The 12167-nt window shown below is 54.5% G+C and carries 11 protein-coding genes; 4 read left to right on the forward strand and 7 right to left on the reverse strand.

Features of this window, described 5'->3' with window-relative positions; translation table 11 throughout:
* From H7A51_16145 to H7A51_16155, 3 genes are all read left to right on the forward strand, one after another.
* Window positions 1-1435: tyrosine-type recombinase/integrase (locus H7A51_16145; GenBank protein MCP5537751.1), on the forward strand; the 1435-nt coding region annotated here is incomplete at its 5' end.
* Window positions 1436-1448: 13 nt separating this feature from the next.
* Window positions 1449-1973 (forward strand): hypothetical protein, encoded by a 525-nt coding sequence (locus H7A51_16150; protein ID MCP5537752.1) that lies wholly within the window; start codon window positions 1449-1451, stop codon window positions 1971-1973.
* A gap of 121 nt (window positions 1974-2094) precedes the next feature.
* Window positions 2095-2370, forward strand: a complete 276-nt coding sequence (locus tag H7A51_16155) for a hypothetical protein (protein MCP5537753.1) — start codon at window positions 2095-2097, stop codon at window positions 2368-2370.
* A 64-nt stretch (window positions 2371-2434) separates the two neighbouring features.
* Here H7A51_16155 and folP read toward each other — a convergent pair whose 3' ends face one another.
* Window positions 2435-3268, reverse strand: a complete 834-nt coding sequence (folP, locus tag H7A51_16160) for a dihydropteroate synthase (GenBank protein ID MCP5537754.1) — start codon at window positions 3266-3268, stop codon at window positions 2435-2437.
* A gap of 53 nt (window positions 3269-3321) precedes the next feature.
* Between folP and H7A51_16165 the strand changes: the two genes are divergently transcribed.
* Complete coding sequence (locus H7A51_16165) at window positions 3322-3978, forward strand: hypothetical protein (protein MCP5537755.1); 657 nt, start codon at window positions 3322-3324, stop codon at window positions 3976-3978.
* Window positions 3979-3996: 18 nt separating this feature from the next.
* On the opposite strand, the gene H7A51_16170 is transcribed toward H7A51_16165, so the two are convergent.
* From H7A51_16170 to H7A51_16195, 6 genes are all read right to left on the reverse strand, one after another.
* Window positions 3997-6390, reverse strand: a complete 2394-nt coding sequence (locus tag H7A51_16170) for a tetratricopeptide repeat protein (protein MCP5537756.1) — start codon at window positions 6388-6390, stop codon at window positions 3997-3999.
* 99 nt (window positions 6391-6489) lie between these two features.
* The gene (locus H7A51_16175; GenBank protein MCP5537757.1) at window positions 6490-6960 is read right to left on the reverse strand and encodes a biopolymer transporter ExbD; all 471 of its coding nucleotides are present in this window, start codon (window positions 6958-6960) and stop codon (window positions 6490-6492) included.
* A gap of 71 nt (window positions 6961-7031) precedes the next feature.
* On the reverse strand, window positions 7032-7451 hold the full coding sequence (locus H7A51_16180; protein MCP5537758.1) for a biopolymer transporter ExbD: 420 nt from the start codon (window positions 7449-7451) through the stop codon (window positions 7032-7034).
* A 19-nt stretch (window positions 7452-7470) separates the two neighbouring features.
* On the reverse strand, window positions 7471-8391 hold the full coding sequence (locus tag H7A51_16185; protein ID MCP5537759.1) for a MotA/TolQ/ExbB proton channel family protein: 921 nt from the start codon (window positions 8389-8391) through the stop codon (window positions 7471-7473).
* A 99-nt stretch (window positions 8392-8490) separates the two neighbouring features.
* Entirely contained in the window at window positions 8491-10902 is a 2412-nt protein-coding gene (locus H7A51_16190; protein MCP5537760.1) for a HEAT repeat domain-containing protein, read from the reverse strand.
* Window positions 10903-10910: 8 nt separating this feature from the next.
* On the reverse strand, window positions 10911-12164 hold the full coding sequence (locus H7A51_16195) for a hypothetical protein (protein ID MCP5537761.1): 1254 nt from the start codon (window positions 12162-12164) through the stop codon (window positions 10911-10913).
* Window positions 12165-12167 lie beyond the last annotated feature (3 nt).

Here is a 12167-nt window from a genome sequence, read left to right on the forward strand (position 1 = left end):
CGCCATGTTCCTGAGCGGTTACGGAACCCGGATCACACCCGCCTACCTCGGCACCTGGGTCGCCGCACAGATGAAACTCGCAGGGATCACCACCAAAGGCTCCTGTCACTTGTTCCGCCACTCCTGCGCCACCGCCATGCACATCGGCGGAGCCGACATCCGCTATGTGCAGGAAATGCTCGGTCACGCCCGTATGGAAACCACCCAGATCTACACCCATGTGCACATCGCCGCCCTTGCCGAAGTCCATGCCCGCTGCCACCCGCACGGGCGCATGCCCGCCACTGAAATAGCGGAGGAATCCACATCCGGGCCAATTTCTGCTTCCAATCATCCCTCCATTCCGGTAAGCGTGGACAAGGAAATGTTCAATGTGTGTCCAGCAAAGCCGACGGCCCGGGTAAAGCCGGCAAGCCATCCCGGCAAAGACGCCGGTGACGGTCAGGACGGGCCATCGGCCCCAGCTTGCCCCAAACCCGAAGTCACTCCCCCACCGTCAGGAAACGGGTCCGGTTTCTTAAACGAAAGTCCGTCAGAATCGTCATCTGATGGGGAAAACCCCGGCCATCTTAATTACTACGGATACCGTTACTACGACGCAGCCGTAGGCAGGTGGTTAAGCCGTGACCCCATTGGGGAAAGGGGGGGATACAATCTTTATGGGATGGTCAAAAATGACGCGATTAACAAAATTGATATTTTAGGACTTAAAAATAACATTGGAAGTTGGAAGCGTGCGACTGCGAAAAGTGAAGGAAATAATCACTATAGTTTAAAACTTGTTGGAAAATCTTATATTGGGCGAATAGGAGGTAATTTGTATCGAAAAGGTGAACGTCCGCCGTCTAATCACTGGGCGATTTTTTGGGCCGCTTTCAAAGCAGATTCTGATTACTCAGAAGATCCTCCAAATGATGACGCATCAGGAGGAGATTTCAGATTGTATACTGAGGCATCGGTACGATGGTGTTGTGAAGGAAACAAGGTAAAGAAAGCCCGCAGGTCTTCTACAAAAAGTGATTTTGGTAAAGAATATATCGAAATTGGCTATGGTGATGGATTGACTTACACAAAAGAATTAACAGCAGAGGGAGGATTGTTCGATGATTCAATTTACGCAGACGAAAGCTCAATTTATGGGCGCGTTGGTGTGTGGGGTAAACCGCATTGGGCCGCTAATACGTTCCTATGGATAACTGAACCAAGGTGGCAATCAAAAATTTGGCATACTACTGAATATGATATAAGATGCAGAGGTGGGAAACCTATTGTGAGTATTCGGTTGAGTGGATCAGAGTTCCCCTCGCATAGAGCTTGGGCTAACGGGAAATTGATTGATACAAGAGTTCAAGGACCATTCATATCTTTATTTGAATTGGAAGAACCACCGATGGGTGGGTTTAATCCTCATGTAGGTTCATCCTTCAATTTTTAAATTGATTACCATTATGAAGTTAGTTTATTACACAATTATACTGGTCGGCTGTTCTCTGGTTTTTGTTCCATCGTGCAAGGAAAAAAATCATGATGGAGTGGATATCAACAGAGCGAAAGAAAACCAAAGTGAATCATTGCAAAATGCTCGGCGCGCCGCCCTGAAAAAAATAAAAATTGATGAGAGTAATCTAAAAGGTCTAATTTTTTACGATAGTATATCATATTCATCGAAGAGGAAAGGAAATCCGAAATATATAATCAAGTTTTTGATACGGAAAAGCGTAGTTCTGATTGCCTATTATGATTTGGCAAAAGGTTTTGAGGATGGTTACTACGTTATTAGAGAGGTTGATTCTATCGAGAAAGATGTTGATGGCAACCCTACAGGTTATGGCTATGGATTACAGGAAGAAGTGAATGCTGGAATTTTTGGTGAAGTTTTGATAGACCCAATGCGCTTAGAAAACGTGGGGTCATTTAAAACTTTCAAAAAGAGAGGGGTAGTGTTGGGTTTGAAGGACTTGCCGAAAGTATAGAGAGAACAACCATAGTTTCAGCCAACAGAGAGGGGTCAGTTGGCATGAAAGGCGGTAGCGAAGAAGCCCGATAGCTGCGATAATGGTAGTGAAGGCTAACAATCCCTTCGCGACCAAAGCCATGAACCAACAAAACTACTACAGCATGGGCATTGACGCGCATAAGCGTTTTTGCCAAGTCCACGTCCTTGACCCGCACGGAGAAACCGTCTGGAAGGGACGCATCAACAACGAAGACTACGGAACATTCACCGATATTGTTAGAGGTCTTGACCTGCCCTGCAAGGCGGTGTTCGAGAGTTCGACGAACTGGCACGTCCTCTACGATTTACTCGGAGCCATCGAGGGCGTGGAAGAGGTAATGACCGCTTACAGCGATGTGGATTTACGTAGATAGAAAAACCTGGTTACCTGGTGGGTAGGCTGCTCCGGCAGCGTATTGCGGCGGACTCCTCCTTTGTTCAGCTCAACGCTTCAGCACACCTAAGGGCTTGCACGTTGGCGGGGACGTTGTGGACGCGGTGGAGCTTGATGCCGGCTTGATAGGCTAAGGCGGTGATCGTGGCGGTGGCGGTGTCGCGTTTTCCGGGATTGTCTTCGCCGGTGATGGTGCCGATGAAGGACTTGCGGGAAACTCCTAACAAGACAGGACGTTCTTGCTGAAGGTCGCCGAGGTGGCGGAGGAGTTCGAGGTTGTGATCCAGGGTCTTGCCGAAGCCGATACCGGGGTCGAAGCAGATGTAATCGGGGTCGATACCTTGTGATGTTAGAAAAGTCAGGCGTTCTTTAAAAAACGACTGCACAGCGGCCACAACGCCGCCTTTATCCTCATAATGAGGATTTTTCTGCATGGTGCGTGGCTCGCCCAGCATATGCATGATGCAGATGCCGACACCTGATTCGGCGCAAAGCGGGATCATCGCCTGGTCGCGTAAACCGGTGACATCGTTGACGATGTCGGCCCCAGCGTCGATGGCGGCGGCGGCGACTTCAGCTTTAGAAGTATCGATGGAAATCAGGACATCGGATGCGTTCCTGAGGGATCTGACCAGAGGCACCGTCCTTTTTATCTCTTGCTGGGCGGAAATTGTTTGGGCTCCGGGCCGGGTGGATTCACCTCCGATATCGATGATCCGGGCGCCATCCGCCACCATCTGGAGGGCGTGGTTCAGCGCCGCATTCCCTTGTGCATGCTTGCCTCCATCGGAAAACGAGTCGGGTGTGGCGTTCAGAATACCCATGACCACCCCCTCCTGGGTGAGATCGATCGAGTGGCGTCGTGTTTTCCAGATCATAATCTGATGGCTTGAAAAATGGGGATACGCAGGTAGAATCCACGGACACACCCATGAACACAACACTTAAAAACCTCATCCCGGGAACCATATCGAGGGTCGCCCTGGTAGTGATGGCACTTCCGCTGCTCGTCCCGGCGGCGCATTTGCACGCGCAGGCGCCTGAGAACCATGATACCCCGGATACTGCCAAAAACGTGCGTATCATGCGTAACGAGGACGGGTCCTACACCGAATTCCGCCGTAGTGCGGATGAACGCGTGATCGAGCGCCGCACTTATGGCGACCGGCCAGGCGGCAGTGGTGATCGCGTGCTGCGTATGAGTATCATTTACCGCAAAGACGTGTATGGAAAACTCCGCAGCGGGATTGTGTATGATGGCTCCGGGAAAAAACTCTACCGGGTGGTCTACGGATACCACAAGGATACAGGCGTGCTTGTTGCCGAGGACATGTTTGATGCGCGTGTCAAACGCACCACGACCATGACGGACCCCAAAACGGGACAGCCCTATGAAAAAGAATACCCGGTCAGATATCTCAGGCACCGGTATGATGCCCAGGGGCGACAACTAAAGCCGTTGGTTTACTGTATTCCCGAGGGTAAGTTGGCCGAGGATCTTTTTGGCAAAGAGGGATCGACCCATGCCGATCCCTGGGCCGAGAAAACAGGCCGGACGATCAACCCGAACGCACGGCCTACTCGTTAGACCGTTAGACAACCTGGATTACGAGTTCTCCGGTTCGCGTTTCTTCAGGTAGTCAGGGAACTCCTTGTTCAGGGTATCGAGGTAATACCTGGCCTCCTCCGCATCGCCTTTCTTCAGAAGGGCGTTGTAGGATTTGAAAAGAGCCTCCGGGCGTAGCTCCTTGTCGTCGATAAAGAGCTGGACCACCACCACATAATAAGCGGCTGCGGCTGCGTAGTCTTTATTGTTGTAGGAAATATCGCCAAGGATCATACGGAGATCGGCGTTAACGCGGCCTTTGGGCCTGAGTTGCAGGCCTTCCTCGGCACACTTTTTGGCCTCGTCGAGTTTTTCAAGGCCGAGATAGGCCTCGGAGCGGTCCAACAATGTTTCCGCCTTCCAGAATGGCTGTTCGACGACATCGAGGTAATTCTTGGTAGCCTCGAGTGCCTCCTTGTATTTCCCGGTTTCCACACATGCCTTGCCAAGCATTTTCCAGAACGTCTGGGGTGTCTCGCGGGGCTCTTGCAAGGTCACACCAAGGGTCAGGTACCGCTGGCATTCCTCCATCTCGCCGGCATTAAAACACTGCACTCCGAGCCATCTGAAAATAGGGGCGGGTATGTTGTTTTCCTTTTCCATCTTGCGGATGGAATCAATCGCCTTTTGCAAGCGATCCTTGTCCTTCATGGAATAGGCGCTGTAAACAATGAGCATCCCGCTATTGAATCCGTACTTGGCGGGATCCAAGGTGCTGGCCGCTTCCAGACCGGGAATGGCATCGGCGTATTTTTTCAACTGGTAGTTCCCCCAGCCGATCCAATAGCGTGCATTGGCGACGGTGTCCTTCTTCAAGTCAGGAAAGCCATCTAACATCGCCTCGTAACGTCGGATCATATCGTTGTAGTCCTGGTCGTCTTTCCTGATACGCGCGCTGTTCTGCCAGGCCAGGGCCGCCAGCTTATCCTTGGGGAAACGCTGGATCAGCAAGTCAAAGTCCTTGAGCGCAGACACCCGGTCGCCGAGCGACAAATAGGACTTCCCCCGTCGCGCAATGACACTCGGAGCGCGTTCATCCTCGGGGTAATTTTCCAGAAAATGGGTGAAGCTGCGGACGGCACCATTGTGATCACCGGACATCGATAAACACCATCCGCGTTTGTAAAAAAGGTTTGCTTTGTTAGAATCACCAACAAGAGCAGCATCGATCTGGTTATAGGCAGCGGCGGCCTCGCGTTGTTTACCCGCTTCAAAGAGAGTTTCGGCCTTCATCAGAAGTGCCTTATGAATCCGCTCGTGTTTCGGATATTGTTTCTGATAGATTTCCAGAAAAGCGTCCACCTGCATCGGGATGTTGGCACCTTTGATGTTGTAGAAGCAAAGCAGGCGGAAATACCCGGCTTCAAACGCCTCGGCGGACAAGGGCACCTGACGCTCGGCCTGGGCAAACAGCTTGATCGCCTCATGATAGAATTTCAGTTGATAGGCACTTCTACCGGCAATGGCGTATTTAATGGCTTCGGTGGCCGGTTTACCGGGGTAATTGCCACGTTTGATGACATCGAGCACCCCCTGGTAGTCTTTTGCGGTGTACATGCTGTTCATCAAGGCCGCCTGTGCGCTCGGCTTGAATTTTTCCTCGTTCGACATCAATACCGATTTGAAACAACGGTCGGCCGTTACGACATCCTGCTTCTTGAGTGAGAGCAGACCTACATTCAAGGTCGCCTCCATCCTGAGATTATCGGCTACGGCGGGCAACATCAATGACTCGAATTTTTCCAACGCCTTGGCGTCATCCTTTTTCGCCAGGTAGAGGTGCCCAAGCTTCAGCTTGGCATTCTCGCGATAATTTGGCGGTGCGTCCTGGGCACTTTCAATCGAGAGATAAGCCTGGATCGCCTTATCCGTCTGGCCGGAATAACGATAGCAGGAAGCCTCCTGGTAGCGGCCACGGTAACGTTCCTGGGCTGTCGATGCCATCGTGGCCACCCTGCCGAAGTGAATCGCGGCCTGCGCATACTGTTTCTGGGACACCGCATCGTAGCCAAGGCGGTTTGATGCCAGCGCCACGTAGCGGCCTTTCTGGTACCGGTTGATGACACCGTGAAGAATCCGTTTACCATCGTCCAACGAGCCTGAATGGTAATAACACTCGCCCAGGTAGTAGCTGGCGGCATCGGCGTTGGCGTGATTCGGAAAGCGTTCAAGGTAGGCGGTCAAACGTGGAATCACCCGTTGATAGGCCTGGGTCCTGAGTGTGGGGTCCTGGACATTGTTCGCCTGGCGGTAGAGTTGTTTGCAAAACTCGAATTGGTCCTGCCCCGGGTCGGCCACAAGGGGTGCATTCTGGGCCTCGGCCAAGGGGGCCGTCATGGTCACCCAGAGTGACGAACCAACAAAGAGAGCCGTGATGGAAAATAAAATACGCATGAGGGAAAGTGGGGAGGGTTAGGGTATGGACAGACCGAAGCACCGGCAAGTCACGATAAAAAAGCAACCATGGCCAGCGAGCGTGAAATGGGGTGTAGGTTACGGGGTTTCAGGCTTGGAGGTAAAGCTCACATGGTTCAGACCTGCGGCCTTACCCAGCTTCACCGCGCTGGCCACCATCTGGTGTGGTGTCAGAGCATCCGCCTTGATGACCAGTCGGCGTCCGGGCGTGGCCGTCGCCGCCGCCTTGAGTTCCTTGGCCAGCTGGGCTTCGGTGAGCTGTTTACCAGCCAACTGGTATGAGCCGTCGGAGTTCACCGTCAGCTCAAGTGGTGCGAGGGCTTCGGCTGCCTTTTGTGCCGGAACTGGCTGCACTGGCTGGCCCGGTATGACTGGGACCGGCCGGACCTTGGCCTGATCACGCACCGCCTCCGCCGCGCGGACTTCGACTTTTTCGGCGGCATTTTGCTCGACTCTCATACCGGTGAAAAAAAGTCCACCGATAACGATCGCCGCGATTTTAAGGGGTGCCGGCAAGGCAAAAAACAGGGACAAAGTGATGGAGCTCATGACGTGGGGGGGATGTTGTTGGGGAGATGAAATGGCCAGGCCGGCCAGATTGCTTTTCAGGCTACTTCAGGCTATTTTTGCTTACGCTGGACCTGTGTGGCAAACGAAATATTCGGAATACCGGCTTTCTGGCAGACATCGATCACCTCGACGATTTTCTGATAGGCCACTTTGCCATCGCCGCGGATACGGATTGCCTGGTTTTTATGCACTGCGGCGATGCGGGTCAATTTGGCGAAGAGCTGCTCCTGGGTCATCTCGCTATGGTCCACGACCACCCCTCCGTCTTCGCGCACATTGACGATGATTTCCCCCACCGTCTGCTTGGCATCCGCGCCTTCCTCGGCAACCGGGACAGAGACATTGAGCTCACGCTCGCTCTGGGAGAACTGCATGGTGGCGATAAAGAAAATGAGCAGCAGAAAAACGACGTCGATCATCGGAGCCAGCGGGAAGGCGGCTATATCAGGCTCTCTGGTTTGAAATTTCATGACGGGTCGTTGGATTGATTTACATCCCGTGGATCTCGGGACCATCATTCGATGGACGCGATACCGGGACCGGCATCATCCGGGAATCGCGCTCGTCGCGGTCGCGGTGGTGGCTTGAATGGCCGTCGTGGCCATGGCCATGGCCATGTCCGTGGCCCGAGTGTTCGCGGCCTCCCTGGTCATAGTCGTGTCCGTGGGTATCCCCTGAGTAGACGGGCTGGGGAGCCATGCCCCCGCGGCGGTTGTACTGGGCTGCCAACAATGCCATCAGGTGGGTGGCCGCCGCTTCGAGTTCGGCGATGTATTTCTGCACACGACCACGGAAAATGGAGTAGAAAATGACCGCCGTAATACCGATGACCAGACCACTGGCAGTAGTGACCAGTGCCTGGTAAACCCCCTCGGCGAGTTTGTTGGCGTGGACGCCCTCGTAGTTGCCGCTGGCGATTTCCATAAACGCCCGGATCATACCGATCACCGTGCCGAGCAGACCCGCCATCGGGGCGATGGTGCCCACGTCATTCAGATAACTGATCCGGTGGGTCAGGATGCCCGCCTGGCGCGAGCCCTCGGCCTGGGCGACCTCCCGCACCTCGTTAAAGGTGGTGCCTGTGTTCTTGGTCATGAAATCGAGCGTTTTCTCGGTGATTCGCGCCACGCTCTGGTTCTGGCGATTACAATGCGCCACCAGTCCGAGGTAATCACGTTTCCTGATCAAGGCCTCCGCAGCGTTCATGAATTTGTCACTGACAACCGCATTTCTCCGGATGGTGAAAAAATAGAGAAGGATAAGCACCAGGCAGATCACCGACAGCAAAGCCAGCGGATACATCATGAATCCGCCCATCCACAGGATTTCGAGGATGTCTTTGTTACCGGCGGATTCCGGAGCATCTGCCACGACGGGAGCGGCCAACGCGGTGAGTGAGGTGGCCAGCATCACGACAGACGACAGGGCCAGGGTAAGAATAGAGGAGTTCATAGAAATGGGTTGCGCGGCTATTGTAGCCTGATTTTCCACGGGCGCAAGCGTTGGAAATCAGCCATTGATCGACCGGAGCCTGGGGTTTTGCCTGGAGGTTTCGATCACTTTGATGGTTTTGTGGATCAAATCAATGGATTGCTGGATAGGTTTGGATACCTGTGGAGTCGCCAGCTTTTTTTCGAGCTCCCTGAGCCGTGGCAACATTGGCCGGGCCGCCCGTCCGTAAAGTTGCAGTGTTTTCAGGCACCTGTCGATTCTGCTTTTTTTACCCCACTTGTCGATGGCCATGACATCGAAGCACAACGGCATCCCTTCCTTGATGTGGTGTTTGGCAAGGACTTCCAGACCACTTAACTGAATGCCGCTGGCAAACATGATACCGCTGGGAGCTTGTTCCACCACCGCCGCATGGATGGCGGGTAACAAGGGTTCGATTTCCTCATAATCAAGATTCTTGAAAACCGAAGCCAGCGCACCCCGGGCCCGGCCATCCTCGTTGGCAAGGCCGGCTTTGACGGCAGCAAACAGCGCCTTCCGGTCAACGCCTTCCAGCGATCCACGCAGCAGGCCGGTTCTCTGGTCGAACAGGACAAACAACAAGTATCGTTGCTGCATCCCACGCGGGTCCCGCTGCACATCTTGCGCCGTCAGCATGGTCAGCAACTCCGGCACTGCGGGCATCGCCTGCTTGCCGATGGCAGCCAGTGCTTCAGCCGCCTTGACCCGTAGCCAGAGGTCCTCATCCTTGAGGGTTTTTCTGAGCAGAGGCAGGGCAGGGGCAGCCTTTCCTTTGAGTTGGGCCAATGCCTGGCAGGCTCCGAGACGGGTGTAGAGATCCCCCTCTTTGAGCAGCGTGATCAGAGTTGTCACCGGGATATCACCGCGCTTTCCAATGACCGTTGCCGAGCGTTCGCGGACAACCGGCGACCAGCTTTTCAAGCCAGCGAGCAGGGCTTCATCGCTGCGGTCGCGGTAAACCGTATGTTTGTCCTTCGTACTCCACCCCCGCCCGTCGGCGATGAGTCCGGCGGCGTCAGAGGCGGATAGCTGCGGGATGACACCCTGTTTTTTTCCGGTTAGGTAGATTTTCCGTAGTGGCTGGGCATAGGCTAACAAATAGGCGCCGGTACAATCCCAGTTTCGGTATTTATCCGGTTTGGCCGCAGGTGGCCCCTGGTGGAGATAGCTGCCATCCCATCGCCGCGCCAGATCATAATACCACCCGAACTCCTTCATCCACGCACCACTGGCATGCGGGCCCGACACGGCGACCCCCGGCATCGCCCACAGCATATTGAGAAAATTCCCTGTATGACCGTTGTCCCTTTCACCGCCATACGATGCCACACTCATCTTGGAAAAATAGCCAGCGGCCTCAGCATCGCCGAGAAGGTTGAACATAATCGCCGCGATATCATTTTTACCGTTATCGCTGTGCGTTTGAATCCAGGGACTGTGGTCACCGTAGGGCACACTGCCCTTTCCTACGTAAAAGCGGAGGACGCGTACGCTTTTTTCAATCGCCTTGTCCAGCGCCGGGTCCTTGACCCCGGCCGCGCGTGCGAGAATAAGCGAGGTGGTCAGTGGCAGCCCGGGGGCATTCATCATGCCGTAACCACTGAGCCGGCCATCCTCGCCGACAAACCGGTGCCCCCAGGAACCGATCACGCTTTGCCCACGGACAATTTCCATGGTGATACGCTTCATGTCCGGCAAAAATGTCCTGTCCCCGGTGGCCAGGGTGTACTCTGCCAGCAACATATTGACCGGCCCGTAAAACCACGCGTGAAGGCTCTCGCCCTCCGGATCGCTGTATTTTGCCGCCCAGGCCACTTGCTCACGGACCAGTGGCAGATACTCCGCTTTGCCGCTGGAGAGTAACGCAAGAGCATTAAGGCAGCGGGTGATACCGTTACCCTGGTTCGGGTTCGCCTTCATCCGTCGCGCCAGAACCTTGCAGCCTTGCTCGAAAATCCTCCCGGACTTGGCGCAATCGAAGGGGGCTGTCGGGCTGTAGGCACCGAGAGCCAGAAGCTTCAAGGCCACGTTGGTGGTCGCCCCGAGTCTCCACCGAATCAAGGTGAGCGTCCCGTCTGCCGCCTCTGCTGCGCCGATCGCCTTACCCATCGCGGTGCGGGGATCATCGCTGAATGGCTTCCCCGCGATTCCCAGGATCACATCACCCGCTTGCAGCAATCCGGCGGCTGGGGAACCGGCATCTACCTTGGTGATCGCGATCTGGCGGGCCTCGCTGGTTTCCATTTTATTCGAGTAAATCCACCCCCGTGCCCCTGTCGGACCGAGATTCCAATCGTGGGTGGCTCCATGCGGGATTTCATCCCCCTTGGTGAAGTCGGGGTTCGACATCGCCTGGCCTGGCGCGGCGGCATGCAGCACAACAACATTTCCACCCCAGAGAATCGCTGCCGCGAGGGAAGCTGTGAGCCATCGTTTTTTGTATTTCATCGAGTTTTTTAGTTAGGTTGTAAATCCGCCATGGCATCAGCGAAGCCCTTGCCGATCCGCGCCATGATTTTACTTGAGCCGAGATAGTGGTAGGCAGCATTCGAGACACCTTTTTCAAGTATTTCCAATTCCCGTTTTGAGAACTCCTTGTTGCGCAGCTCCTCGCGCAGTGCTTGCGCCGCTTTGCCGCTGAGTTTCCCGGTCGACTGGGCCTTTTTCACCTGCTGTTTGATTTTCGCGTCGCGGGCGACCAGGGCATCGAGCTCCATATCCCAGTAATTCTCGGTGAACACCGCCGCGACATTATCTTTGAACTCCGGCAAACCGGCTGGAGCAGCCATCGCCAGACGAAAATTCTGATGGGTCGATTTATAGCGCTGCTGGTTCGGCCCGTATTTTTCCACCGGCCCGCCAACCCCCAGCACACCGATGACAAAGGGGAGTTTAGGGGCTGAAAGATCCTTTCGGATATCCCGGATAAAATGCCCCATGACCATGCTGTAGTCATCATAACCACCCGGGCTGCCGCGGTCTGGATAAGTGCCACCGTCGACCATGTCATTCCATCCCTGGAACCAGACGCAACCGGCCAGTTTATAACCTTGGCTGGAGTCGTAGTCCGGGTAAGCCTGCTCGATGTTGGCCAGCACCGACTTCACGTGCTCGATGGTAAGCCGGTAATAACGCCCCGTGGCTTGCTGTTTTTCCGCTTTGATCAGCGCGATGTCCTTGCCCCGTTTCTTGAAGCCCAGCAACTGTTTTTCATTAAACCGGTAGGGGCCGGCACTGGGTGGCCGGAAATCGGTGTTCAGACTCTTACCGCCCCAGGCCACCTTGATGATCAGGATCGGCTCGCCGAGGTGTTTTTGCATGGTGATCCCAAATGTGAGCTCCGGACCGATCTTGCTGTCGTCGGCACCAAAACCGGCAGTCAACGCACCCTTTTTCACCAGATTGGTCGACAGATAGGAGATCCATACATCCTTGCAAACCCGGGGTGTGCCGTCTTTATTCTGTATCTCACCAAGCAGGGGTGCTGTTTCAGGGTCCATTCCAATGTGCGCAAAAGTCGAAATACGCGCATGCCCCTGCATATTCGACTGCCCGACGAGGATGAACACCTTGAGTGGCTTTTTGTCAGCCGCATCACAGCGGTTGGTAGAAATCGCCATACTCGCAGCCCATAACACCCATAACATGACCGGCAAACGAGCTAGAATAGAGGGAAAGAGGGTTCTCATATCACTTGCTTTACTGCCCATTCA

The sequence above is a fragment of the Akkermansiaceae bacterium genome (assembly GCA_024233115.1).
Taxonomy (GTDB): Bacteria; Verrucomicrobiota; Verrucomicrobiia; order Verrucomicrobiales; family Akkermansiaceae; genus Oceaniferula.

Bases quoted from the DNA above. Each gene is read 5' to 3' on its own strand.
- H7A51_16150 (MCP5537752.1), top strand. From the start codon at position 1,449: ATGAAGTTAGTTTATTACACAATTATACTGGTCGGCTGTTCTCTGGTT.
- H7A51_16155 (MCP5537753.1), top strand. From the start codon at position 2,095: ATGAACCAACAAAACTACTACAGCATGGGCATTGACGCGCATAAGCGT.
- folP (MCP5537754.1), bottom strand. From the start codon at position 3,268: ATGATCTGGAAAACACGACGCCACTCGATCGATCTCACCCAGGAGGGG.
- H7A51_16165 (MCP5537755.1), top strand. From the start codon at position 3,322: ATGAACACAACACTTAAAAACCTCATCCCGGGAACCATATCGAGGGTC.
- H7A51_16170 (MCP5537756.1), bottom strand. From the start codon at position 6,390: ATGCGTATTTTATTTTCCATCACGGCTCTCTTTGTTGGTTCGTCACTC.
- H7A51_16175 (MCP5537757.1), bottom strand. From the start codon at position 6,960: ATGAGCTCCATCACTTTGTCCCTGTTTTTTGCCTTGCCGGCACCCCTT.
- H7A51_16180 (MCP5537758.1), bottom strand. From the start codon at position 7,451: ATGAAATTTCAAACCAGAGAGCCTGATATAGCCGCCTTCCCGCTGGCT.
- H7A51_16185 (MCP5537759.1), bottom strand. From the start codon at position 8,391: ATGCTGGCCACCTCACTCACCGCGTTGGCCGCTCCCGTCGTGGCAGAT.
- H7A51_16190 (MCP5537760.1), bottom strand. From the start codon at position 10,902: ATGAAATACAAAAAACGATGGCTCACAGCTTCCCTCGCGGCAGCGATT.
- H7A51_16195 (MCP5537761.1), bottom strand. From the start codon at position 12,164: ATGGGCAGTAAAGCAAGTGATATGAGAACCCTCTTTCCCTCTATTCTA.